Source organism: Prochlorococcus sp. MIT 1307 (genome assembly GCF_034092395.1).
Lineage (GTDB): Bacteria > Cyanobacteriota > Cyanobacteriia > PCC-6307 > Cyanobiaceae > AG-363-K07.
Map to the genome: position 1 here is coordinate 1,700,852 of NZ_CP139301.1, position 23,839 is coordinate 1,724,690.

General features: G+C 36.0%; 32 protein-coding genes and 1 pseudogene. 14 read left to right on the top strand and 19 right to left on the bottom strand.

The window, feature by feature from the left end; all coding sequences use genetic code 11:
* Window positions 1–29: 29 nt before the first annotated feature.
* On the top strand, window positions 30–395 hold the full coding sequence (locus tag SOI82_RS08705; protein WP_320667030.1) for a hypothetical protein: 366 nt from the start codon (window positions 30–32) through the stop codon (window positions 393–395).
* 550 nt (window positions 396–945) lie between these two features.
* Here SOI82_RS08705 and SOI82_RS08710 read toward each other — a convergent pair.
* A complete protein-coding gene (locus tag SOI82_RS08710) occupies window positions 946–1,638 on the bottom strand; it encodes an outer membrane protein (RefSeq protein WP_320667031.1) in 693 nt (230 codons plus the stop codon).
* A 1,021-nt stretch (window positions 1,639–2,659) separates the two neighbouring features.
* Window positions 2,660–2,893 (bottom strand): hypothetical protein, encoded by a 234-nt coding sequence (locus SOI82_RS08715; protein WP_320667032.1) that lies wholly within the window; start codon window positions 2,891–2,893, stop codon window positions 2,660–2,662.
* A gap of 275 nt (window positions 2,894–3,168) precedes the next feature.
* On the opposite strand from SOI82_RS08715, the gene SOI82_RS08720 reads away from it, so the two are divergent.
* A complete protein-coding gene (locus tag SOI82_RS08720) occupies window positions 3,169–3,465 on the top strand; it encodes a hypothetical protein (protein WP_320667033.1) in 297 nt (98 codons plus the stop codon).
* A 471-nt stretch (window positions 3,466–3,936) separates the two neighbouring features.
* On the top strand, window positions 3,937–4,230 hold the full coding sequence (locus SOI82_RS08725; RefSeq protein WP_320667034.1) for a hypothetical protein: 294 nt from the start codon (window positions 3,937–3,939) through the stop codon (window positions 4,228–4,230).
* A gap of 246 nt (window positions 4,231–4,476) precedes the next feature.
* Here SOI82_RS08725 and SOI82_RS08730 read toward each other — a convergent pair whose 3' ends face one another.
* From SOI82_RS08730 to SOI82_RS08745, 4 genes are all read right to left on the bottom strand, one after another.
* Window positions 4,477–4,683 carry a hypothetical protein gene (locus SOI82_RS08730; protein ID WP_320667035.1) on the bottom strand — a complete coding sequence of 69 codons (207 nt, stop codon included), beginning with the start codon at window positions 4,681–4,683 and terminating at the stop codon, window positions 4,477–4,479.
* A gap of 252 nt (window positions 4,684–4,935) precedes the next feature.
* The gene (locus tag SOI82_RS08735; protein WP_320667036.1) at window positions 4,936–5,274 is read right to left on the bottom strand and encodes a hypothetical protein; all 339 of its coding nucleotides are present in this window, start codon (window positions 5,272–5,274) and stop codon (window positions 4,936–4,938) included.
* Between the two features lie 12 nt (window positions 5,275–5,286).
* Window positions 5,287–5,940, bottom strand: coding sequence for a hypothetical protein (locus tag SOI82_RS08740; protein ID WP_320667037.1), 654 nt, complete (start codon window positions 5,938–5,940; stop codon window positions 5,287–5,289).
* Window positions 5,941–6,866: 926 nt separating this feature from the next.
* Window positions 6,867–7,052 carry a Signal peptidase I gene (locus tag SOI82_RS08745; RefSeq protein WP_320667038.1) on the bottom strand — a complete coding sequence of 62 codons (186 nt, stop codon included), beginning with the start codon at window positions 7,050–7,052 and terminating at the stop codon, window positions 6,867–6,869.
* Between the two features lie 767 nt (window positions 7,053–7,819).
* Here SOI82_RS08745 and SOI82_RS08750 point away from each other — a divergent pair.
* Window positions 7,820–8,485: an SDR family oxidoreductase gene (locus SOI82_RS08750; protein WP_320667039.1), complete on the top strand. Its 666-nt coding sequence runs from the start codon at window positions 7,820–7,822 to the stop codon at window positions 8,483–8,485.
* 17 nt (window positions 8,486–8,502) lie between these two features.
* Here the strand turns inward: SOI82_RS08750 and SOI82_RS08755 are convergent, their stop codons facing one another.
* From SOI82_RS08755 to SOI82_RS08775, 5 genes are all read right to left on the bottom strand, one after another.
* Window positions 8,503–8,892 carry an SOS response-associated peptidase gene (locus tag SOI82_RS08755; protein WP_320667040.1) on the bottom strand — a complete coding sequence of 130 codons (390 nt, stop codon included), beginning with the start codon at window positions 8,890–8,892 and terminating at the stop codon, window positions 8,503–8,505.
* A 31-nt stretch (window positions 8,893–8,923) separates the two neighbouring features.
* Window positions 8,924–9,139: an SOS response-associated peptidase family protein gene (locus SOI82_RS08760; protein WP_320667041.1), complete on the bottom strand. Its 216-nt coding sequence runs from the start codon at window positions 9,137–9,139 to the stop codon at window positions 8,924–8,926.
* Window positions 9,140–9,268: 129 nt separating this feature from the next.
* On the bottom strand, window positions 9,269–9,505 hold the full coding sequence (locus SOI82_RS08765) for a hypothetical protein (protein WP_320667042.1): 237 nt from the start codon (window positions 9,503–9,505) through the stop codon (window positions 9,269–9,271).
* A 359-nt stretch (window positions 9,506–9,864) separates the two neighbouring features.
* Window positions 9,865–10,011 carry a hypothetical protein gene (locus SOI82_RS08770; protein WP_320667043.1) on the bottom strand — a complete coding sequence of 49 codons (147 nt, stop codon included), beginning with the start codon at window positions 10,009–10,011 and terminating at the stop codon, window positions 9,865–9,867.
* Window positions 10,012–10,119: 108 nt separating this feature from the next.
* Complete coding sequence (locus SOI82_RS08775; RefSeq protein WP_320667044.1) at window positions 10,120–10,416, bottom strand: hypothetical protein; 297 nt, start codon at window positions 10,414–10,416, stop codon at window positions 10,120–10,122.
* Between the two features lie 746 nt (window positions 10,417–11,162).
* On the opposite strand from SOI82_RS08775, the gene SOI82_RS08780 reads away from it, so the two are divergent.
* The 3 genes and pseudogenes from SOI82_RS08780 to SOI82_RS08790 form a co-directional block, all read left to right on the top strand.
* Window positions 11,163–11,531: a hypothetical protein gene (locus SOI82_RS08780; RefSeq protein ID WP_320667045.1), complete on the top strand. Its 369-nt coding sequence runs from the start codon at window positions 11,163–11,165 to the stop codon at window positions 11,529–11,531.
* 292 nt (window positions 11,532–11,823) lie between these two features.
* On the top strand, window positions 11,824–12,162 hold the full coding sequence (locus tag SOI82_RS08785) for a hypothetical protein (RefSeq protein WP_320667046.1): 339 nt from the start codon (window positions 11,824–11,826) through the stop codon (window positions 12,160–12,162).
* 197 nt (window positions 12,163–12,359) lie between these two features.
* Window positions 12,360–13,103, top strand: a pseudogene (locus SOI82_RS08790) (potassium channel family protein); the annotation flags it as partial.
* Between the two features lie 122 nt (window positions 13,104–13,225).
* Here SOI82_RS08790 and SOI82_RS08795 read toward each other — a convergent pair.
* On the bottom strand, window positions 13,226–13,828 hold the full coding sequence (locus tag SOI82_RS08795; RefSeq protein ID WP_320667047.1) for a hypothetical protein: 603 nt from the start codon (window positions 13,826–13,828) through the stop codon (window positions 13,226–13,228).
* A 452-nt stretch (window positions 13,829–14,280) separates the two neighbouring features.
* On the opposite strand from SOI82_RS08795, the gene SOI82_RS08800 reads away from it, so the two are divergent.
* Both SOI82_RS08800 and SOI82_RS08805 read left to right on the top strand, forming a co-directional pair.
* Window positions 14,281–14,514: a DUF1651 domain-containing protein gene (locus SOI82_RS08800; RefSeq protein ID WP_320667048.1), complete on the top strand. Its 234-nt coding sequence runs from the start codon at window positions 14,281–14,283 to the stop codon at window positions 14,512–14,514.
* A gap of 226 nt (window positions 14,515–14,740) precedes the next feature.
* The gene (locus SOI82_RS08805; RefSeq protein WP_320667049.1) at window positions 14,741–15,262 is read left to right on the top strand and encodes a hypothetical protein; all 522 of its coding nucleotides are present in this window, start codon (window positions 14,741–14,743) and stop codon (window positions 15,260–15,262) included.
* 66 nt (window positions 15,263–15,328) lie between these two features.
* Here the strand turns inward: SOI82_RS08805 and SOI82_RS08810 are convergent, their stop codons facing one another.
* From SOI82_RS08810 to SOI82_RS08820, 3 genes are all read right to left on the bottom strand, one after another.
* On the bottom strand, window positions 15,329–15,742 hold the full coding sequence (locus tag SOI82_RS08810) for a hypothetical protein (protein ID WP_320667050.1): 414 nt from the start codon (window positions 15,740–15,742) through the stop codon (window positions 15,329–15,331).
* Window positions 15,743–15,896: 154 nt separating this feature from the next.
* Window positions 15,897–16,049 (bottom strand): hypothetical protein, encoded by a 153-nt coding sequence (locus SOI82_RS08815; protein WP_320667051.1) that lies wholly within the window; start codon window positions 16,047–16,049, stop codon window positions 15,897–15,899.
* A 567-nt stretch (window positions 16,050–16,616) separates the two neighbouring features.
* The gene (locus SOI82_RS08820; protein WP_320667052.1) at window positions 16,617–17,234 is read right to left on the bottom strand and encodes a hypothetical protein; all 618 of its coding nucleotides are present in this window, start codon (window positions 17,232–17,234) and stop codon (window positions 16,617–16,619) included.
* A 434-nt stretch (window positions 17,235–17,668) separates the two neighbouring features.
* Between SOI82_RS08820 and SOI82_RS08825 the strand changes: the two genes are divergently transcribed.
* From SOI82_RS08825 to SOI82_RS08835, 3 genes are all read left to right on the top strand, one after another.
* The gene (locus SOI82_RS08825) at window positions 17,669–18,202 is read left to right on the top strand and encodes a hypothetical protein (RefSeq protein ID WP_320667053.1); all 534 of its coding nucleotides are present in this window, start codon (window positions 17,669–17,671) and stop codon (window positions 18,200–18,202) included.
* A gap of 298 nt (window positions 18,203–18,500) precedes the next feature.
* A complete protein-coding gene (locus SOI82_RS08830) occupies window positions 18,501–18,755 on the top strand; it encodes a hypothetical protein (RefSeq protein ID WP_320667054.1) in 255 nt (84 codons plus the stop codon).
* Window positions 18,756–18,960: 205 nt separating this feature from the next.
* Complete coding sequence (locus tag SOI82_RS08835) at window positions 18,961–19,398, top strand: hypothetical protein (protein WP_320667055.1); 438 nt, start codon at window positions 18,961–18,963, stop codon at window positions 19,396–19,398.
* Between the two features lie 104 nt (window positions 19,399–19,502).
* Here SOI82_RS08835 and arfB read toward each other — a convergent pair whose 3' ends face one another.
* Window positions 19,503–19,931, bottom strand: a complete 429-nt coding sequence (gene arfB, locus SOI82_RS08840) for an alternative ribosome rescue aminoacyl-tRNA hydrolase ArfB (RefSeq protein WP_320667056.1) — start codon at window positions 19,929–19,931, stop codon at window positions 19,503–19,505.
* A gap of 517 nt (window positions 19,932–20,448) precedes the next feature.
* On the opposite strand from arfB, the gene SOI82_RS08845 reads away from it, so the two are divergent.
* Window positions 20,449–20,571, top strand: a complete 123-nt coding sequence (locus SOI82_RS08845) for a hypothetical protein (protein ID WP_320667057.1) — start codon at window positions 20,449–20,451, stop codon at window positions 20,569–20,571.
* A gap of 137 nt (window positions 20,572–20,708) precedes the next feature.
* On the opposite strand, the gene SOI82_RS08850 is transcribed toward SOI82_RS08845, so the two are convergent.
* The 3 genes from SOI82_RS08850 to SOI82_RS08860 form a co-directional block, all read right to left on the bottom strand.
* Complete coding sequence (locus tag SOI82_RS08850; RefSeq protein WP_320667058.1) at window positions 20,709–21,452, bottom strand: MBL fold metallo-hydrolase; 744 nt, start codon at window positions 21,450–21,452, stop codon at window positions 20,709–20,711.
* 147 nt (window positions 21,453–21,599) lie between these two features.
* Window positions 21,600–21,797, bottom strand: coding sequence for a hypothetical protein (locus tag SOI82_RS08855; protein WP_320667059.1), 198 nt, complete (start codon window positions 21,795–21,797; stop codon window positions 21,600–21,602).
* A 104-nt stretch (window positions 21,798–21,901) separates the two neighbouring features.
* The gene (locus SOI82_RS08860) at window positions 21,902–22,252 is read right to left on the bottom strand and encodes a hypothetical protein (protein WP_320667060.1); all 351 of its coding nucleotides are present in this window, start codon (window positions 22,250–22,252) and stop codon (window positions 21,902–21,904) included.
* A gap of 1,019 nt (window positions 22,253–23,271) precedes the next feature.
* On the opposite strand from SOI82_RS08860, the gene SOI82_RS08865 reads away from it, so the two are divergent.
* Window positions 23,272–23,589: a hypothetical protein gene (locus tag SOI82_RS08865; RefSeq protein WP_320667061.1), complete on the top strand. Its 318-nt coding sequence runs from the start codon at window positions 23,272–23,274 to the stop codon at window positions 23,587–23,589.
* The last annotated feature ends 250 nt before the right edge of the window (window positions 23,590–23,839 follow it).

Genomic DNA, 23,839 nt, shown 5'->3' on the forward strand with positions numbered 1-23,839 from the left:
TGCCTGTCGTGGCAGCATAAAAGAAGTTTATGGAGTTAGAGATGCGCATCTTTGAAACGGCCTTTTTAAAAGCCGTGGTTTTTGCCGCTTTATCGGTTGGTTTAATCTTTTCTTGCCTATTTGGAGGGTGGAAGAGTGTTGAGGCTCTCTCGAATCCTTTAGCAGGTAAGCCATTGGGTTTCGATGAGATGCTTCCTTATATGAGTAAGGAGCAACCTATATACAGGAGTGGGACAGGTGATAACGGAGAAAATTCTCTTGGAATTGTTATTGAACCATCCGATGAGAGCGAAGACCTATCAGGAACAAAGGAGGAAATGAGTATGGAAGATATTTTTGGGAGCGAACAAATCTTTCCTTTTGAACCAGGTCTTGGGAATGGAGGAAGGACATAAACGTTACTTCACCCATTATGCGAGCCATGATTGGATATCCAAAGATACTTTGCTGACAGCCCAGCTCATTGCAAGGTACATTAAAACTGGCGCTACAAGCTTTTGAGTATGACGACTTGATTTGCTTTTTAGGAACAAAAAAACACCCTAAGATGATTAAGACGGATTGCTTTTTTAGCTTTTCAGTTTGGATATAAATCTTTCCTCTTTTGCAAAGCATTGATGTAAATCATGGCCCTTGCTGGCTTGCCTGCCTAATGCATACTTAGACTTATTAATTGCATGAAAGAATTCTCAGCGGAGTAATATTTTAGTGAAGAGATATAGCGACCACTATCATTTTAATGGCTTTTGATAGGAATGAAGAAAGATTTAAGCCTACTAGAACAATTCCATACTGAGTACTTTCTTTGGTCGAACCTCTAGGAATAGAAAATGCAAGATTTTATCTTTAGTCTTTATTAGCATGTTAACTTCAAAGCTAAAACACATCAAAAAAGGCGATACAAAAATATCGCCTTTTTTGATGTGTTTTAGCTTTGAATATTAATTAAAACCTCTGGCGCAGCCCAAAGCGGACGCCCCATGAATCAATATCGTTAATGCCAAATTTGACACCAGCTACAGGCGTATCAGAATTTATGTCGTCGTACTTTCTATAACTTGCTTCTGCCAAAAGGTCTGTTTTTTTACCGACCTCATAACTTACGCCTGCTTTTAATTGATAGGTCAGAGTGTCTTCAGAATCTAAATCATAGTTAGTGCCGGCTACATTGATGCTATTGGGAGAAATTCTTGTACTCCCAATTCCTGCTCCTAAATAAGGAGTGAATTTTGAATTAGTAGGAAAATCGTAATAACCAGTCAACATATAAGTTTTTAATTCGCCAGTACCTTGACTGCCAGTTGTACAAGCAGCGTTCTGTTTAGTCTCTGAGCAACTGTCTAAATCATGATCTGATTGGGTATAAGTGACATCTGTGCGCCATTTGCCCCAGTCATAACCAACACCTAGTTCGTAAGCAGCTCCTTCGGAACTTAATTGTGCCTTTCCCCCATAGGCTGTTCCACCAACTGATGTGTCCCACTTTGGATCACCTAGTGAGTCACTTCCTATGGAAAGCACTCCGTAATAGCCGGTTTTTTCTTCTGCTTGAGCTGGGGAGTAGATTCCTGTCACCGCTGGTGCGGCAAAAGCAGACAACGCAAGGCTGGCGCTAAGCAAGCCCTTTTTTAAAGACATTGAAAATCCTCACACAAATTAGGATTTTTATTATTTACTTGAGGCTGACTAGAAAATCTAGGCGCACTAGACCAGTTCTTGTATTGTTTGATAGTTGAGATGGTAACTTTTTACTCATAAAGAGAGGGAGTTGAATTATCCTGGTGGCGTGAAAACACTTATGCCGACTACTTTTATGATTAATGTCGTAATGATTAAACCTTTTAAATAGACTTTATGTATAGAGACTTCGAGTTTTATGAAGTGGCCATTTTTTTGTAGGGAGTTGGATTGTGTTGACTAATGATTTACTGGAAACTTGCCAGAAAATTATTTTGGCGGGATTAGGTGTTGCTCATAGTTAAAAAATCTTCTCTGGCTGGCCGAATTCAACTCATAATATTTAGTTAGTGATTTATTCACCTCTTATTGTTTTGTGCTACCCGATTAAATTCTTTTGTATGTTCCTAGCTAAAAACTCTTGAATCAGGTTAGGAAGGAAAGCCAGCTAAGAGCGGTATTCATTTTCTTGGCCCCCGCGCATACTATTTGAATTGGAAGCACTGGAAGGGCTTTAAATCCTGTGCTGGATTGGCAATCACCTGCCGACCTATCCCTATAGTACATACGTTCCAGGGGTTGTTGGGCTAAATTTTGTGTCGTCAGTTTATCCTGGCTGATAGTCAAAGCTGTGTAAATCTTTGTATTATTCTTGAATCTAGTGGCTAAAAGTCGGGAAACCAGATGAGCCAGTCTAGGTATATTGCTGTTTGCTCGCATCTAAGACCTTGCAGGAATATAAACTTCGTATTTTGGAGACTCAAGAGCATCAAAAGATATAAAGAAAGTTTCAAATAGGGTCGATAAAAATAAGAAAAGATTTAATTTTAATATTTTCCCTTAGAAAGGGCCCAGTCAATATTGCATTAACCTGACTCAATCTGATGAACTATTTGCTAACCATTAATGCAATCAATACATAGATACGGCTTGGCTTTGAAGGCTTTTATAGATAATTTCTTGGACTATCCAGAACAAAAGGTTAAGCAACCTTTTGCGTCATTACTGTGTTTGGATCATCTTTAAAACCTGGATGCTTTTTCTTCTTTACTCCGCTTACTACATTTAAAAGAGCTTCTAGCTGGCTATATAAAGCTCTAATTTCACCAGCTTCAGGAAGTAGGTCTTCATCTTTTAACATTAAAGCCATCTCCCTTAGTTCTAGCCTTAGGAACCTTAAATGGCTTGCTGCTTCTTCCCTTCTGGATTGACTCAATTTCTTTAATTTAAAAAGGACTACAGAAGGTATAACTCATTATATGAGATAAGAAAAGAGTTGGATTCTAATTGGTTGAAGATTGCTTCTTATTCGAATAGTCGATTTATCCCAACGAGCTTATAGTCTCTTGCTAAATAGACTAATCACCTATAGCAATGATATTCGCCTTTCGTTGGATTTAACTCTTCAAATGAAAATTGCTTGCCTTCAGTTGCCGTCTGGATTGTTGACTCAGCTCTAATTGCAGATAGATTTAGAGAAACATTAGAGTTATGCCAAGAAAGGAAAAATATCCTGAGAAGTGTCCATGGGATGCAGGGCCAGATCAAACCAGGTCTAATGATGACTATTGGAGAATGACCAATGGAGAAGATATGGTTACATTCTCTAAAAGCAAGCTGGACCCTAACTATTTCTATATAGAAAAGAATTCAGAGGAAAAAAAGTCATTTCTATCATTTCAAGCTCGACTGACTTATCAAAAATTATTAGATAAAGGCTATTGGCTAGAAGGTAGTCGAGATCATAAATACCAGCAGCATATCCATCTTAATGGAACAAGAGAGTAAATGATCAATGGGTTCATGCTACTCACGATTTAATGGCAACCTATTGGTGCTGACTTGCTCTGCTGCTTAGTAGTAGTTACAACAGTATAGAATCAAAAAACTCCTCTACATGATTCAGCAAGTTGCGCTTCAGTTAACTATCACTGTCATTCTTGTCCGATTGGGATTTCTAATTAATAGATTGATAAAGTCCAGCACAAGCCCCGCTATTAAAGCAGGCTAAGTTAAAACCCTTACATTTCTATTTAATTTTGAGTCAAAAGAACAGTCACAGCGTTGCTCAAGTGTTGTGAATGTTCTTTTGATTCTTATGCTGAAGATTCTTGGAATCATGCAATTGTAAAAAAACTCATGATTTATATATTCAGCTTGGCTTGTAAGTAGCTTGATACAGCTCGTTCAGATTCTTCTAACGTCCCTGCTTTGTTTTCTTGCCTTAACCGTTAGGCTCACCTTTAAAGGATTAACCCAATGCTTCTTGTTGAAATTACGAATTCAACCGAAATGGTTGCATCTAAAACTCACAAGTTATTTGGAAAAACTCCCTTTGAGACTATAGATAAGAGCATCGTTGAAGCACAAGTCATCAAGCAAATGAGTGAGGACTTAGCTACATGGGGGTTGGAAGGCTCTATCTCTATTGTTAAAGGCATAGAGGTTCAAGAAGATACTATAGTGATGAGAAAAGGCTTTGCAGTTAAACAAAGAAAAGAATTTGGGAAAGGTGTCAAGAAAACTGAAACTGAATACAGTAAACCTCGTTAACTTGTTAAACATTGAGTCAAAAATGTGCTCTTTATAAACTTGTTGCTATTAACCGATCTCCAAACCTCATAAATTATTACTACCTGGCAGAACCTAGCCTCTTCCCCTAAGTGGTGTTACTAGGCATAAAACTCCAGTTCAGTAATTTTCGTTAAAGCCTGATGTGGCTCTATCTTACAAGTGGCTCAGTTGCACTATCTATCATCACAATGGGCTTAAGCTTGCTCTTTGAAGTTTATTTGAAATTTATTTGAAGTAACTTTTAGCGTAGTTAAGGACATCTAAATAAAGATTCTCGTCTATCTCTCTAATGTCATATTCAACTGGCCGTGTTCCATGACGATGTTCATGTACAACTATCCAGCAGCTTCGCTCTAATTCACTGCTACTAGAGCCAGATAGTTCAATGGCTTTTTTAGCAAGCTTCGTTGTTAACTCATTTCTTTCTTTCATTGGGATTATCTGCTATACCTTCATTGTTCTTTCCTTCACATTAAAAACCTTTAATATTTTCAAAGCTTAATAAAGCCGAAGGATATTTATTTAGCTTATCTCTTTTTAAATATTAGATGAGAAGTTAGAAGAATCTAGAGATAACATAGACCTTTAATTTGATTTATAAAGCTTCTCTTAGGGTAATTGGCGACTCTGAATTCCTTTGTTCTGAGTCTTTAAGTTCCCCTTAAGGTTATGACTTATTACAGATTAAATACGTGTAAATAATGTGTTGACATTCCAGGAAGATAAATCTTCTATCGCTTCTTTATCTTTGCTTTTGGCTGAGCAGATAAGCCATTCAGCCTCTTCAAGAGCAGCGAATAAAAACAAGATTCCAAGAATAAAGATCTCTATAGTTTTTTTCGTATTCACCTGAGGACTTTGACGGTGTCGAAAGCCTGTTTGGATCTGCTTTGATTTCTTCCTGTCCTTTCCATGGGTCCTTATCAGCTGTTTCTTGAATTCTCTTTCTAAGATCTGAAATTCGATGTTCAAGTTGACAATCTCCCCAGCAGCTGGGTTGAAATATGGCTTTCTTTTGTTCATTATCATTGATATTCAGACCTTTGCTTTTTTCTTAAGGGCAGAAGTTAGTGAATATTCAATTTTGTACTTGTCTAGCAAGTTACGTAATTGCTTATTCTCGTTTTCTAGCTCGATTATTCTTCTTTTTGCTTTAGCAATGGTCATCGATTGACTTGCAGAGGTTCTGCGAGCTCTTGTTGATTTCGCCTTCTCACCAGTTAACTCCCTGACATACTTTTCGGTTACTCGCGCATTCTTCATCAACTGAGCTTCAACTTCTTTTTGAATACCAGCTGAAGCGGCCCCAATTTTTTGGATGGTTCTGATGCCAACAAGATTGAACTTTTCAGGGGGAAGCTGACTATGACTAAGCCAACCTTCCCACCCTGCAACAAGATCAGTAATCTCTCTCTTGTTAAATGGAACCAAGTTGCTGCTTTTAAACTTCGACCACTGTCGAGGATCGTTTTTTTTACTTCCTTTTATTGCATTTCTTAGTTCGTGCAAAAGGAATGCACTCTCGACAATGAATCGAGCATTCCCTGACTTGATCTTATATATCGTATCTTGCATCTTCGCCACTTGAGGAGCTTCAAGGCCTTCAGTGATACCAGGATCTATCTCTATTTCAAGGGCTGGACCCTTAACGACTGGGACGAGGTCAGAGAGTGCCATTTCGGCGATCACGTGTAATTAACTTCTAGCTCAACGAAGAGTACATGTCTACTTGCTGGACGATTCGCCCAGCAAGTAGACATGTACGAGAGTCTTGCCGAGAGCTGCACCTTGTCGCCCTGCTCGCAATAACATACATTTATGATTTCGTTTTAACTAGGGGCATTTCCGCTCTTTTTGCCTGTATTAGAAGATTTTAGCGCGAGTAGAGTCAACCGCTTTGCCTTTCTTGATTCTCCCCTGCAAGTAAGATGTTGCACAAACTATTGTGATAAAGAATACATAAATGGCTGAATATTGCTGATTCTGAAGAGCTTGTTAGTAATTCTTGGAGTCCAAGGTTCGACCAGCCTGCAACTCGAACCTTGGACTCTTGTGTGTTTGGATGATTTTGAATGAATTAACTCGCAAAATTTCAAATTATTGACAATTTTTAGGCGCTTTTGGACTTGTGAGGGTATTTTGGTTTTATACACTCTTGAAAGGAAGTTTTGAGTCAACTAAGTGAGGTGTGAGCGATGAAGTTCCTTGGCGAAGAAGTAAAAAAGTGGATTAAGTTCCGGGAGACTTAGTAAGAATCGCTTATTGAGTTCTGTTTAGAGGTGCGCAATCCTATTAATTATCTTGTGCATTCCCAATGCTTTCATTGTTTAAATTTTTCTACCCACAAAGAAATAAGATACAGAGCAAAATACTTTTGAGAGACTTATTGGCTACTTATAATTTAAAAGTCCCTGAGGGGTTGGAAGATCATCTTGTTAATTCGGTGAAGAATGTATAGAAATGATTGATACTAGCCTTGATTCAATTAGAACTTTTTCTATTTTGGTTTTGGGACTTATTTGGTTTTACCTTCTTTGCCATCCAGGCAAGAAAGCTCTAAAGCAATAGGTTGCTTTTATTGGTCACGACAGTAAATAAATAATTTTAGTCGTCAATCACCCGACACCTGGGATATCAAAAGGTAGTTTTGTTTCTAGCACTACTAGAATTTTTTGAACAGCAGGAATACGCAACAGGACTAATGGTATAACAATATTCAGGCCAATCCAAGTAATACCAAGAATTGCACCCCATTTTCCACTTTTCTTGAGCAGTTTGTTTTCCTTCACTTCTTTAGTCATTTGATTAAATACTCCTAAACATCACCTTACTTTCTAACGCTTTTTACTTTGTCTAGTGTTGTTTAGCTACAACTTATTTACTAATGTAAAAGCTTTATGGATTTAATTAATCATTGATCAAATATTTTTGCCTTTCAGCATTATCAAATTAATCTATCGCGCCCTAAAAGCTTAGGATAGTACTTCCAGTCAACAATAGACTTGGAGTTAAGAGGGATCTGATTTGAACATTGCTAGCTGTTTTCACACTAAGAGGACTTTAATGAGGGGATAAATATGATTCGTTCCAGTACCAGGAAAATCAGTCAATAAGACATATAATTTCTTTGTTAGGGCTTAGGAAAAGTTTATCGCAGTTTAAATCATAGATCTGATTTAAATGCTTTGATTTGTATTCGTTCATTACTATTTCTTTACTCAGAAGTGCTTTTGCACAATCGACTATTGAAGAAGAATCATTGCCTCTTGAAAAGCTTTCTCGATATATTGAGAGATGATTATCTAGTGGATGCTTATAACAGTTAATTATTTTCGCTGACTCTTAGTGATGTGCAATTAAGTCAGAATATCTGTAATTATATAATTGTTTTTCAGTTGTTATCTCATATTCGCTTGTGAAGCCTTGCTTATAAACTTAATTTGATTCATGAGAAAGTTTCTTCGAGTTAAGTCTGAGTTTTATAGTATGAATAATTTCAAGATAGAGAGAATTAATTAGGCTCTTTACCTTTCATGTAAAATATTGCAAGAAAGATATTTAAGCTGTTTTGACTACCTACTTAGTAACGGGCTCCAATCGAGGGATAGGTCTCGAGTATTGCAGACAACTTAAAGATAGAGGTCATGAGGTCATTGCAACATGTAGAACATCTTCACCTGAGTTAGATGCTCTGGCTGTAAGAGTTGAAACTGGTGTTGATGTTACATCAGGTTCCTCAGTTTTAAGGCTTAAAGAGAAATTAATTGGAATCCAAATAGATGTATTAATTCAAAATGCTGGAATAGCGGAATTTAACTCTTTATCCAATCTTGATCCTGAAAGTGTTATTCGCCAGTTTCAAGTCAATGCATTAAGCCCATTATGCTTTACTCATGCTTTTCTGAGCCACATGGGAAAAGGGGGCAAAGTTGCTCTTATGACTAGCAGAATGGGATCTATTGATGACAATACTTCTGGAGGCTCCTATGGATACAGAATGTCCAAAGTTGCTCTTTGTATGGCTGGAAAGTCCCTATCTATTGATTTGCAGCCTTATGGAATTGCTGTGGCTATTTTACACCCTGGCTTAGTTAGTACACGAATGACTGGCTTTACTTCTAAAGGGATCCAAGTTGAATATTCGGTAAATGGACTTCTTGAGAGGATAGACTCATTAACTATTAACAATTCAGGTACTTTTTGGCATGCTAATGGCGAGATTCTCCCATGGTAATATTTTTTCTTAGCAAGTCAAAATATGCTCATTTGTGTATTTGAATTCTCCTTGACTATCCTTTCTGCTACCCAATTATCTGGGCTCCATTCACATAGGAGTGGTTCTAAGTCTCTTAATCCCAGACCATCTTTTTGTTGAACCCAATCATTTCCCAATTCAGTGGAAATAATTACTGGCATTCTGTTATGAAAAGGTTTGATCAGCTGGTTTGCCTTAGTAGTTATTACGGTGCAACTTTCTATTTCACTTCCATCAGGGCCAAGCCATCTATTCCAAAGGCCTGCCAACCAAAAAGGTTTATGATCCATTCTTTTTATATGCATTCCTTTCTCAAAAAAACCATTAGCAGGGAGAAGACACCTTCTATATCTCCAGGCTGACCGAAAACTTGTCTTTGTTGCCAAGGTTTCAGCTCTGGCATTAAGAGGCCTGGGGCTATTGATTGGACTCTTGCTCCCAATCTGCTAATAAACCCCATAACATTATTGAAAATTCAGCTCTTGCATGTTCTTGCTTTAGAACTAGAACTGGATCATTTGGTTTAATTAATGGTTGTTTCTCATAGTGATTTTTAATTCCATCAATAATCTTTGCTTCACCTGGTCTAGGGAGTTGTTCTAGATCTGTTGTTAGTTCATATCGACCACACATTGTTATAAGTCTTTAAGAGTGAAAATCGGATTAAACAATTTACCTAATAAAACTTTTATTATATTAACTTTAGTTTGTTGAAGTAAATTCACTCACCTTAAATAAAGATACATAGGCTCTGATTGGATGTTACGAAATAGGTTCTATTGGTGAATCTACTTTTTGTTGATTAAAAGTTGAATTTAGCATTAATATCATTGGAGCAATGAAAGCAAAACACGCTGCTAAGCCTAATAGTCTAATTGGTTTAAAAGTCTTTTTTTTGACTAACTTGTCTCCACATAGACCACATATCAAAACACCATCTGGACGTTGCTTTTTGAAGAAATAATTAGGGTTGCAATAAGGACAATAAAAGTCAGCCATGACTCATTAGCAAATAGTAATCTGACTAGCTTAAACCTGAGAACCTTCTTTATAGGTTTTATATAGCGATACATTATTTGTTTTTATCAATGAGATTGAAAACATTGTGTATAACCTTATTTTAGATAATGATTCACAATAATAATCATCATGATGATTTTTTTATTTTGAGCAGACGACTTTAGCTCTGAAATGATTGATTCCTCATACTCTGATTGGATGCTATGAAATTGATTCATTTCCTTTGCTAGGCTTAACCTTTTAATTACATGCTTATTGCATATTGATCAGTAGATTCCTATTGGCATTGAACTTCTAGGATCAATTCTGAAAGTTTTTAGATCGCTAGGCCTTCTGGTTTACTTGTCAGCCTTTGTTTTGTTGATATTGTTTTTCTCCTCCTTTGCGCGCTCAAAGAGTGCTTTGGCTAATTCCTCATTACCTCTAATTCGTGCTTTTTTGCCACGGTCAAGTAAATCTGCATAGCTCATCCACTCAGTATTCATGCGACTTGGTTTCCAGGTTTAGCAAAGAAGTGCTTTCTTCTGTTTAGTTCTTAGCAAGAAAAAAGGTTTATATATAGTATCTTTAGCTTCTCCCTCGATTTCTTCTGCTTAAGCGGCCTCCTTAGGTGATCTATGGCCCTTAATAAATAGTTTACCTTGTTTTGTGAGTTGAGCAGAGGAGTTGTAGATTTCTTGGTATATATCTGTTGTGCTTCTTTCAAGCTCTAGTTCTGTCAGCTTCAACGAGCTCCATTTTAGTAGTCCATATACTTCAAGATCTAAAAAGAGATCTATCACTTCATTTATACCAACCTCAAGACTTTCATCTACTTCCCTTGGCGATAGCCTCATTGACTCTTTTCCCTTTAGGAACAACTCCATAATTTCAAGCTGCTTCGTGGTCACTGCGGCTAGCTGTCTGCTTATTAGGTTAAACCTACCTAAAGGAATTCGTTAATGCTTGCCTGATTTGAAGAAAGGCGGTGGCATACTTTACTTTTACTGGGCTATTGAAAGAAGAAATCCCAACTTCTAGTAAAAAAACTCCAATGATCTAAGAGGGTTAATTTTGAAGGAGCTATAAGGTACAAAAATTACTTTAAAGCAAAGTTAGCATGAAGCATTTATTGACTACCTTTAAACAAATCAAAAAACGAAGGACACTTTGCTTCCTATACATTCAGGCTAAAATAACAAACGAATAATCATATAAACATTCCCACTAAGGCAAAAGCTAATTATACTTTTAAGGCAACATAAAGAGATTAATAAATTAGATAATAGACCTTTAGTTGATATTAAGGGAGTGACATCATGATTTCATTTTTTGGGTTAACCCCTGTTCTAATTGAGGAGTCAAGCTTAAAATATTAAGATACACTTGCCTTAAGCTTTATAGTTCTAAAAGAGCTTTAGCCAGAGAAATCGAAGTTAAGATATTTCTTTTTCTTTAGATATGTGTATTACTTCATTTTAACAGTTTTTAATACAGGTTTTCATGCTTGGGTCTTTTTCTTTCTCTTCCAAATCTGTTTAAAATGGCAAATATCCTTAAAGGGAATATGACTTTTGCACCCTCTTACAGGTGTGGGCTTCTCTTTGGCTGATTTAACCTCTTTAAGATATTGCTTGCTCTTTAGACATCAGAAGTAATGGACCTCCGTGACAATGCTGTAACTATTCATCCTTATTACAAAGTCTCCAATGAAAATCTTGCAAGCTTCAAAAAGCTTGCTCAAGATCTTGTAGAAACTACAAGAGGCGAAATGGGATGCCTTTACTATGGGTTTTCATATGGTGAAGGCGAAGCTTTTTGTCGAGAGGGATATAAGGATGCTGAGTCATTGGTTGCACATCTCGACAACGTTGCAGATCTTCTAGAACGCATTACAAGCATTGCGGAAATTTTTCGATTGGAAATACATGGACCAGAAGAAGAGGTGGTTAAGCTCCGTGAATGGATCTCACTAAAAGAGTTAAATCCGAAGTATTACGTTCTTGAGCCAGGCTTTCGCAATTAGATCAACTCTAGTTGGACTTCCTACTTAGAAGTTTGCGTATCTTTTAAATACTTCATATTCAATAAAACTACCAGGGACTTGTTTTCTTTGTTTTTACTTGTAATAGTTGTGTATATAAAATTTAAATACTCATGGCACCTCTACTCAAGAAATTATTTCAAAGAAGTTCAACTCTAGAAGTTATCCCAATATCCCGCCTTCTTCTTTTTAAGGACCTTATTAAAATAGAACCTGAGAATCATTCACTAGCAACAGAAGAAATTAATGAACTTTGGTGATTCATAATAAGATAATGGAATACAAAGATAGGAATGGAGATTATTGTTTGAATTCGTGGGATGACTTTTATGAAAGCTATGATGGTAAGTTTGACGAACGCCATATGTTGCATATCACTATCAGCGCACAATTTAAAAATAATATTGAAAAATTAGGTTATAAACTACAACGTGAGGAGGAAGATTGGCATAAGCCATTTGAGGGAGAATATAAAATAGATGATGATGGGAACCTAGTTATTATTCATAGTTGTCCAGATAGGGATATATTTAAAATGGATCTTCAAGACTTTCTTGAAGATCTCTTTATTAATTATGAATGGGTTACGGATGCATCTTTATCTATCATGTAACTTGTATATGTTTGTTTTACTTCGCCTTACAACTTTAATCTTCTTAAGCAGAAAATAGTTAATACGGAAAAGTTTTGCTTGGATTAGAGTTAATGCAAAAAACATTCACTTTTATTTCCCACCCTTGTGAGTTGGTTTAATGCTGTGGTAATCATAAAAAGATTAAATATTTGAAGACTAATTCAATTCCGTTAATTATGAGAAGAATGACCTCTTATAAATTGATGCTTAGAGAGCTTGTTAAGCCATGGTTAAGCCCAATAATTTGCCTGACAATATTATTCATATTAGGAGCCCTGGGATATCGCATAACGGAGGGTTGGGATTGGGGTGATTGCCTTTGGATGGTTCTTATCACAATTACTACTATTGGCTTTGGTGAGGTAGAGCCGTTAAGTGAGGCAGGGAGAGCAGTCACAGTTTTGATCATAGGTGGAGGAGTAGTTGTGGTTCAATTAACCTTGCAACGCTTATTAGGTCTTTCTGACTCTGGCTACTTTCGCCAGATGAGGGAGCTAAGGTTTAGAAGGGTATTAAGAAGAATGCACAATCACATAATTATTTGCGGCTATGGCCGTATTGGTAGAGAAATTGCTACCCAACTTCAATCACAAAATTTGCCTATTCTTATTGTGGAGTTAGACACTATTGTTAAGAGTCAAGCCGAAGAAAGAGGCTTAAAAGTACTGCAAGCAGATGCAACCCTTGACGAAACATTAATACTAAGTGGTATAAAAGAGTGTCGGAGCCTTGTAGTAACACTACCAAGTGATGCAGCTAATTTGTATGTTGTACTTAGTGCAAAAGGTATACACCCAGAATGTCGCCTGATAGCAAGGGCAGAAAGTGAAGAGGCTTCTAACAAGTTAAAATTAGCGGGTGCAAATGTAGTTGTTAGTCCTTATGTTGCAGCTGGAAAAACAATGGCTGCTGCATCTATCTGAATATTTATATAGACCTTAGTCAGATTTCTTTTTTCGATACACGAATGAAATATAAGATATATAGAGTTAAATCCAAAATAGTCGTTATTGGCTAATACTAAAAATTTATTAATAGCTCTTTAGTCTGGATATACCTCTGCATCATTCAAGGCAAAATCCAGTTCTGGAAGACTCTTTCCTGATAATTGACTTAAACCTTCTTTACAAGGGCAACTTTGAAAATTGTTTAAAGAATCTTCTATTTCTGACCCTTTTAAAATATGGCTTCCTTTTAAGACTTCGTGACAAAAGGATAGATAATTAGGGTCAATACTTGCTGCATTTTTAATCGCTGGTTGCTTTTTTAATTCATTCCAGGTCGAATCTAGGCTTAGCATAAGATCTTGTCCAATTTGATTGAATGCTTCTTTCAAGGCTTGGCTATATAACTTTGCTCCCTCATTTGAGTAGGAAATTTTTGACTTGGCTACTTTAGTCTTTTTACCATAAAAGTTCTCTGATAAAATCTTAGAAGAAATTAAGGCATTTTTTAGGCTATTCAATTCTTCTTCTAATGTAACTATTCTTTGGTCTATATTTACTTCGGATTTTCCCTCAATTGCTTCTAAGAGACAACTATTTACGAATTGAGATAAGGACATTCCCTGTCTTCTGGCTTGAGCTTTGACTGCTCTAATTAGCTCTTTACTGAGAACCACATTGAGCTGTGAACGTTCCTCCAAGTTTCAAAGATATTTTAAAGCTTTTTATACAATACTCCAATTAGAGAGAGCAAGTTAAAAGACTAGATGATCTAGATTAATGTGTTTAAAAATCGTATAGTTGGCGGTCTGTTTAATGCAGCATCGAAGATCTTTTCTTTATAGGCAATACCAGAGGTTGGCAAACTTAAGAACAGGTTTAGCTGCTTGATGCTTCAGCACTTCCAGAGTCGCGTAAAAAAAAATACAATCAGGAGGATTCAGATTAAACCATCCGGCACCCCACTGACTAGTTCAATTGTACTGTAGGACTAGACTCTTCTGTTTTGTGGCTTGTAAATTTTTAGCATTATTTTTATTGCTCATAGAAAATCTGCAAATGAATTATTGGATAAGATTTGATTCATGCTTAAAATAAGTCAAGATATTAGTAATTATCTGACTAATCTTTCATGAAAAGAGAAGGCTGGCTAATGAATAGCCGTACAAATGATACAAAAAGATTTTATAGAGATGAAAAAAGCTGGCATAAAAATCCTTTTGTTTTCATAGATTCAGGAAGGCCCATACCAAATGAACCGGCCTTATTAAGGCGGAGAGATTATTTGCACAGGCAAGAAGCAGTTAAGGTTTGGGAAAGTCTGAGAGCGGAAGGCTGGATTAGTGTTCAGCCTCAATGGGGCGCTGACGCTGAAAAATCTTTGTGACCGATTGATAATTGATTTAAATGCAAAGTAACTAATTAGTAGAGATGTTTTAGTCTTAAGAAAGAAACTAATATTAAATAATTGTTTTGTACTATTTAATTTTAGAACTTAGATTCTAAACAATATATTAGTTGACACTTAAATTTTATTTTTAGTGCCAATGTCTATTTTCTATTCGCCATAAACTTTACTTGTCCTCCAAGATAACAGGAGATAAAATAAGGGTATGATGAAACTAATTGCGCTAATTGCATTTCTTTATTTGCTCACGGAATTGTTGAGCAGGTCAACAGAAAATAACAACGCGAATAGTGATAATGATCAACCACCTAGCCTTATTGATTTCTTGAGTTCAATTGCATCGCTAATCAGTCCAAAAGAAACTAAGCCGTTTCAAGACTCTATGGAAGAGGAAGTCATAGAAGTCGAGGCTAAAGTTTCTGCAGAGTCTGGTGCTACTAAGCTGTTTCAAGACTCTATGGAAGAGGAAGTCATAGAAGTCGAGGCTAAAGTTTCTGCAGAGTCTGGTGCTACTAAGCCGTTTCAAGACTCTATGGAAGAGGAAGTCATAGAAGTCGAGGCTAAAGTTTCTGCAGAGTCTGGTGCTACTAAGCCGTTTCAAGACTCTATGGAAGAGATCGAGCCTCCTGAAGATGAATTAGATCTTGAAGAACAGAAAATTGACTCTGCCACTATCAGTAGTGTTGACATTAAGGAATGGACTAAGAGAAACCAAAAGAAGAAATAGCATTCTAACTCTAAATAAATAAATTTAATAATAATCAATTATTATATGTAATTTACGTAAAAAATATTATTCAAACCCTTTAAAAAGTTCTTTATGCACGGCAAAAGTATGGTATTGGGCAGTTCCTTCCTCAGGAGTCAGCATTTCACCATCAATGTTCCAAACTATACTACAAATCAGATTCCCATCCCATCTAACTCCATCTTTGCTAACTGCTTCAGACCATTTGCGAACACTAAAAAAGTGACTTGGCATATAATTACCAATTTTTCTTGATAAATCACAAATAATTGATAATATAGGTGGCTTTGAACTTAAATTTAGTTCTTTTTTTAATGTAATCTGATTAAAAACTCCTATAAATCTAATATAATCAATTAACTCTTCTTCACTTTTGGAAAGCTCTGCTTTAAGCAATGACCTTTCAAAATCTTTTATTGGAGTAATGGGCCTTGCCTCAACCGACTTTGCTTTATACATAGATTTAACTAACTATTATTTAAGTAATAAATTTAGTTATTTTAAAGTATATAGTACTCGTTGAACTTGATTCATTTTAATTATAAGAAAAACTATTGAGGCTATTATTCTTTATATTAAACTGAGTGAGATTAACTACTGAAGATAACTATATCTAGGCAGCTTCTTTAGCTGAATCATTTTCGTCAATCTGCTTAGACCATTTCACTTCATTGGAAGTAATTGTAGCTAAGTCATAGGGAGATAGACCTTCGCCTCCTAATAACTCCTCAACTTCATACAAATAAACTATATTCTTGTTTTTCATATCACTAAAATACATTCTCTTGACTACTGAAATTAAACTCAGAAAATACCTGATGTTTGTTTAATAGTAACTTCTTGTTCAAATCTTTATCAAAAAAACGTTTCCTTGGATAAAAGTTTTTAAACGTTTTTCTACTAATAAGTTCTTTCATTTGAGAAGCAACAAGAGCTCTAATAAATGTTTGATTCCTTCATTTGTAACTTATCGGAACTGTCTTTTCAATGTAGATAGTTTGAAAGTTGTTTTAGATTTACACTGTTTAATAAAGATACTAATTTAGAGTCGTTACATATTAAATCAAAAGAACCTCTCAATTAATTTTTATCTAGAAAGTAATCTTTTAATATTTATATTGGATTCGCTTTCAAATTGGCAAGCCACCTCTATAAGTGATAAAAAACAAGTAGCAAAGATAATTCTTCCTTGGATTAGGATTTCAACTAAATAAGATATCTTTGAATTTAAAAAATATACTTTTTCCCAAATAACTTTTATTATTGTTAATAAATTTACTATTAAATTAATATGCTTTTATTTATATCCACTTCATAACCATTAGAGGTTTTGTCATATTTTGGAAGCCCCACCTTGCGCCACAAGATCTCTAAGTTTTTTATTTTCAGCAATTAATTCCTTATTCTTCTTAATAGCTACTTTTAGACGATTATTTAATTCTTCAACCCTTGCATCTACTGTTTTAGGCACCTTGCTTTTTGCAGATGGCCTGCCACGTAGGGTATTGCGAACCTTTGCGTCTGATAGGACCTCTCCTTTGGCCGCCAAATCAAACACCTTTGCTCTTTCTCTATCTGTAATCCCTTTTCCTCCCATCGCGTTAAGTGACCTTGCGGAAAAGCCGGCCAGCAAATGATCATCCACATCAGAGTTGCCTAGCCATTTCTCATGAGCATTGACTAGATCGACCGCATACCTTTCTGAACAGTTGAGTGCCCCAGAGCGGAGATAAGCCTTCCAGTTGCCTGGCCTAACATTTTGCTTGATTTCAAATAAGTGCGCTGCTACTGCCCTAATACATTGCCCCGCTGTAAGCAGCTCTTCATTGACCTCCAGGGTTGACTCCTTGATGAATGCCACTTGGGCTGGCACCAACCCTTTCTCCACTTCTTCGCCGAGATATATGCCTCCCGCTTCCAGTACCTCGGGCGAAATAGAGGTTGAAGCCATTGCATAAGGTACGACACCCAAAGGTAGCCCTTGCTGTCGAGGCCGTCACCAAGTACAAATGTATCAATTACCTCGGTTCCAAGGAGTTGGCTTGTTGGTCTGGTAGGTCTTGATTTATATATGTGCCTGACTTGCACGGATGATTTTCAGAGTAAAATCAGCATAAAAGCTTATTTTTTTATATCAACTCAACTAAAATTGAACTTCTCATGAAAAATTCTTTATAGAATTTGAGCATCTCCTAAATAGACAGTATTTATATCTATATACCTTCCTATGATTTTCTTTTTTTACGAAACAAGTATTTACTTTATATCAAAATGCCTACCTTAGTCTCTTTAAGATTTTGACTTGCTAGTTCTAAAATCAAACTAAATAGTGGCTTAAAACTTGAAAAGGCTCTAAAAAAAACTTTAGATCTTTAATCAGAGAAAATGACTAAGACAGAGCAACTCTTGCATTATTGGAAACTTGCTCAATTACCAAAGACATTTAATGCAAAAGTTGCTTTTTTTAATGAGAATGAACAAGCGTTTCTTTTAGATTCACAGGAAGGAGAAGACTTTGAGAATTGTAAGCATTCCTTTTGTTCTGAGAAAGGATTAGATAAAGAAGAGACAGAGGAATTTCAAGATAACTCTTGGGAATCCTTTCCTAATGATTTTAAGGCCTATGCTTTTGACTATTGCATTTTAGAAGGTGTTGCATATGAAGATGTTGAGTGCACCTTGGATGTCGCACAAATTACATCTCTAATTTCAGTAGAAAAACTTTTTGAAAAGCTCGAAGATGAGGGAATCAGCCCTTCTGAAGCTGAAGATGATGTAATGCTTCTTTTAGAAAGAAGACTTAAGAAGGCAGGAAAAAGTGCAACTGAAGATGATCTATACGATGCTACTCAGAACTTACTAAGTGATTTAATAGATTGGATGGATGATCATCACCCAGATAATATAGAAGCGGCATAACTTTTAGTTCTCTTGAGAGTTTGACTATTCCATAATTAAAATTTTAGCTATATCAATATATTCGAATGCTGCAATTGAGTTTTATAATTACAGCTGTAAATATAGTTCGTGTTTTTAAACTGATAATTTAAAGAATTAACTACCTCAAAGGATATAGCTTTGCACCCTTTCTTTAGAGATAGTTCATCAAGGATCTGGAGCTATCTAGTCTAGATTAGATCTATACCAGTAATTCAAAAAAAAGTCTTGACGCTTACCTAACAAAAGATACATAATAGAAATTCAATGAATTTTTCTGATGGCTACGGGAAGGGAGAAATATCCAGAGAAATGCCCATGGGACTTTGGTCCTAATCAGAATCAATCTGATCAATCGAATTGGGTTATGAAAAACGGAGAAGACTTTGTGATATTTGCTAAAAATAAAGACAATTCAAATTATTTCTATGTCACACAAAAACAAACACTTAAATCTATCTTGGCCTATGAGGCCCGCCTTATATTTCAAAAGTTGTTAGATAAAGGGTATAAATTAGAAAGTCACCCTTCCTAGTCTTTCTTGGAAAGTATATCTATATTTAGAGACTAAATATCTAAATTATTTATGAAATCTTTAACAAGCATCTCGTTCTCATGAGATGTTATGTTAAGGCCTGAAATGGTTAAATTTATAGATGAGTGATAGTTCTCTATAGCATGATAAAAGCTTGAAAAACTAGTATTAGACGTTAGATTTCTTATATACTTAATGGCGCAAAATGGTTGTTCCAACTTACTTGAAGAAAAGACAGGAAAAAAGAGTCTCTAAATACCATTTAATTCAAAATAACATTTCTTCTCAATACCAAGTATTAAAACAAAAGCTTTCATCAAAATTTCATAGGCAAGATAAACTTGAAAGAGATGGAGTCGATCAAAGCACTTTAAATTTCGTTGAGAAATATGATTTCTTTTTAGAAAGACAAGATGAAGAAATAAATATTAGAGAATTGACAATGCCTTTCAAAGCTTTATCTAAAGATAAAAAAATTAGCCTGTCAAGGAATAGACTTGATTGGACTCGTGGCCGGATATCAGGGACAGTCTCTTTAATTGTTGTAAGAGATGGAGTAATTATAGAGAAGGTTTTTTTGACTCCCAAAGGGAATAAGGTTTCAGTTAAACGTAGTGAAATGGGAATATTATCAATTTTCTAAGCTAATAATATTAGCTTGAATATAGATCTTTTGATTTTTTATGTATTCGCCTTAGATAACAGAATTCTAATTATTAGAATAGATTTCTTTATGGCTAGTAAGATTTAACCTTCAATAAAAACTTTCTTTTGACGCTTCCGCTTTAAATCACCTCTAATTTTCTTGATTTTAATTCTTTGATTTTTAGCTTTAAGCCCTGGTTTGGTTGATTTCCTAGCCTTTTGTGGCGGCTTTAACCCTTCTATTAATAGTTCTTTCATTCTCGCTAAGGCTACTTTGCGATTTTGGTATTGAGAACGTTCTTCTTTGGCGACAACACGAAGAGCCCCATTCACTACTTGACTTTTAAGTTTCTCAAGTAATCTATGTTTTTGAAAGGGACTAAGTGTATAGGATTTTTCTAAATTAAGCAGAAGCTCTACTTGGCTTTCAACTTTGTTAACTGCTTGACCTCCTGGACCTTTAGCGCGAGAGAAGGACCATTTTAATTCTTTAGATGGAATAATTAAACGAGTATTTATAAATAAGTCCATCAATCTAACTGATATTTATCCAGCTGTGATTATTAAGGCCGCAGAAGAATATTTTTGAGAATGACTTGAAGAGTACATGATAACTAAAATCAAAAATTAATAATTATTGCTATGGTTTAAAATTACATCGAAGCTACTACAAAGCCTTCATAGATATTTGACTTATCTATTTTAAGTTCGCTTTATAATACTTCTTTTTGGATTCATGCCCCATAGTTCCCCATTCTTAGAAGCCTCTACAATTGCATTGTAGATTTTGCTACTTTTGATTTGTGCTGTAGTTGTTTTCATATAAAAAACATATCGAAAAGCGGGCAATTGATCAAGAGGAATAATGGATACTCATAAGGCGAATAAGAATAACTTATGTACTGATTTTTTAAGGCTGCAAGTTTTGCGATTGGGCTTGAAGCACTCCAGCTTTTTTTAAGTATTTATTTCAGCCTTCTGGCTAAATGAATAATTCTTCGTTTTATCGCTAATAATTAACTATTTGCAATCTGTATATGGGTAGTCAATGGAAAGTTATTTGGCCTGGCGCTGTACTCGTTATGGCTATTTTCATAGTTATCGTTGGAATAATGCTTGGGTTGATAGACCCAAAATCCTTGATGGTGTGATCAATCTTGAAAGCTTATAGAGCTACTGTGATTACCTTTTATCTTTTACTTATCTCAGGTGGCAGGTAGGCTGTTTGATAATGATCACTTAGATAGTTGTACTTCTAATTCTTTATTTATTATCTGCCTATTTCTTATTGTTATTTTGATTAGGCTTTTAGCTGTGCGTTTTTAGTAAGTACTTTTTTTCTGGAATAGGATCGATAAGAAGAGTCTTTTTATCGAGACTCTTTGCAGCCTCTTCAGTGCTCCCTTCCATTTTCATTAGGCTGCTTAGTAATCCTGTGAATTTTGCATTTCCTCCTGTAGTGCTAGCTAGGACGCTTAAGGGCTGGAAGCGGTCAATAAGTTCAGGTAAAACAGTTTGACCTTTTAAAAAGGCTCCAGCGAATGGCAAGGTGACATCAACTACTGGACTAATAACTGCATCAAGTTGACGGGGCTTTATGTTCTTATCCATGAAGCCATGTGGCTCCACGTATAAAGACCCCATTGGATGAGAAATTACATAACCGTTTTCAACATTGGGGACTGGCGCCCCGGCAAAAGCCTCGATTTTAAGTTCTTTTATTTGTGAGGTTTCACCTGGCTTTAACTCCTGAACAATTTCGAAGTCACAACTTCTTGCAACATTAGCGGCGGAGGGGGAACCTACGACTGGCAAGGAACGGGGTAGTTTTTTGAGAGTTGGTTTATGGGAATGATCGGCGAGTCCTTGAGTTAAAAGAAGCAAATCGATTTGTTCGGGAATCTTTATCTCATTAGGCAAACTGCCTTCAATAAGCCAAGCCCCAGGGGGGAATTTAAGAGTTCCGGTTAGCCATGGGTCTATCAAAACTCTGAAGTTGCCAAATTCAATTAACCAGCCGCTAGAGCCGAAATAAAGGGCTGAGAAAGTCATCTATCGGAAATTTTTTGTTAGGCGCTAAAGGAAAGCTGTAAATAGAGCAATTGAGTTCTCTATTGACAGGCTGGAGAGACAACATACTGTAATTGCATGGAAGTACCCAAGCACTACTTAGAAAACCATAGCCTTGGAAATAAGCTGTTAAAACAAACCCAAGGCCTTGCCTAATCCAAAAAGCAAGAGAAAGTTACCAATGACCAAGACGAGAAAGATTGCACCAGGATTTTTCATTCCTTTAGGTGCAGATAATTGAATGCCAAAAAGTTGTCCTACCTCTTTTTTTTCATCTTTGTTTTGGGCTTTAGGTGTCGATTTTTCGTTGGAGATAGGTTGTTCCATTCTTTGACTCTATGATGGTTTTTATTTGAGTTGAAAGTAATTTAACAATTGAGAAAGTGATTTTTTCATTCCCTCCTAATTTGGGGATTTTTCTTATCTTGACATCAGAAGCCAGCTACCATGCCAACTATAAAAAGCAGTATTATTAGTGCCCCCATCCCTATGAATCTACGATTTTTAGAATTTTTGTCCTGCTGATAACGGAGAACTCCATCTCCCAATGTTAAAGGTGCATCTTTGTTCTTCCACCAGATCCAATCGCGAATGGGTGGTGTTTTTAAAAAGTCATCCCTAGTTAGATCAAGATTCATTTGTGTAGAAGTTTCAATTAGAAGATTCAACATATCTTCTCCATCCTTACAGCTGGACAAGGCATCATTTTTGGCTTTGTCGCCATCTAGCCTATCCACAAGTAACTGCACTTTTGCATTCACTGATAATGTTTTTGATTCCATAGCAATAATGAATGTTTGTCTGAGAAGTCAGGACTATTCTCTTTATCTAGAAACTAGTATATAAGTTTAAAAACTCTTAGGTCAAATTGAACCTGGTGATTTTTATCATCTGACACTTGGGTGCTGTTAATTTACATAATGAAGAAAATTTTTGTAAAATATTCACCAGCCAAAAATTTATGGGTCCTTTTAATTGTTATAGCTTCTTAAAACTCTAAAAGCCGACTTCGGTTATAGAAGTCGGCTTTTAGATGCCTTTTAATTCAAGTTTCTGGTACTTGACCTCCTGGGGCCATGTTTCTAGGAATAGGGCTAAATCCCTTTTAGGGCACCTAAGACGATGCAAAAGAGAGCGACTGATTTGACGCACCTATATCTATCTACAAAAGATAGATAGAATTGATCCTTGTCGAATCAGCTTTCATGCAAAGCCCTGTTGATAATTGAGACTGTTGGAGCAGGGGTCAGAAGTTAGAAGGCTTCTGGGAAAGACTCTGGTGGAGTATCTACCGTCATTAGGTACCTCCTTCTTTAATAACTATATGCTTGTCGTTGAGGGAATAAAAAGCAATCAGCCTTAATGCTTATTATTCCTCAGTGGTCGCTATGCGTTACTTGGAGAGTGTTTGAATTGACTTGCCTAAAGAGTGGAGTGCCTATCTTTAAAGTTTGATTCCTCATGAATCTAATTATGCTTAATTGATTAGAACTTCAAAGCCAACTAGCTCAAATCAGGGCGATTCTTTGGATAGGTTACTCGAAGTATCAGTGTTGTGATTCATTTGTGCTCGCTCTAACTTTTTTGCCTCACCTTATGCATTTTGTAGAAGATACGCTGATGCCAAGCTTGACTTGCCTTGTTTTGATTAAGTGTTTGGAGGTGTTTTGGCCATTTGCGACAAGTACTGACATGAAATTTGCTTTTGAGTTATGAGCTTCCTTATTAAGCTGTCACTTATAGCCTCGCACTTTTGGAAATTAATACCTATAACTATTATCAACTCAATAGCTAGTCGAACATGTTTCGTAAAGAAGAAAAGAAATCTCTTACCCGCTTAGCTTTGTTATCAGTCGGTTGGGGTTTAGGCCTGGACAGGTTTTATGACGGTCAAACTCGTGATGGATTGTTGTCAATTATTGGCTGGCTTGTAATTTTTGGGAGCCTTATGCTCCTATCTCCTTGCCATGGTTATGACTATTCCACGGGAGGAAAAACTATGGCCGAGATGAGTGTGAATCCACTTATTATTGTTCCTTTTGGTTTTGGACTTTATGGCGCTGTCTTGGTGGTTCGTAAGGGCTTCCGTTTGCTCCGCCAGTTTGAAACTGCTGAATGATATCTGCAAAACAAATTTGCCTCACTTTGAAAGCAGTATAAATAAAATATTAAACTGTAGTTATTTACTGATTTGATGTAAAAATAATTAGTGAGATATCTCAATTCCCCTGGAAATTTTTTAGGGAAATTAATTTTAATTAATTTCTTTAGCTATAGTAAAACACTAAAAGACTTTGATTCTTTTACCACTAGTTTTTTTGACTAAGTATTTTGATCAGCTAGCTAGAGAATAACTAGTGAAGGCCATG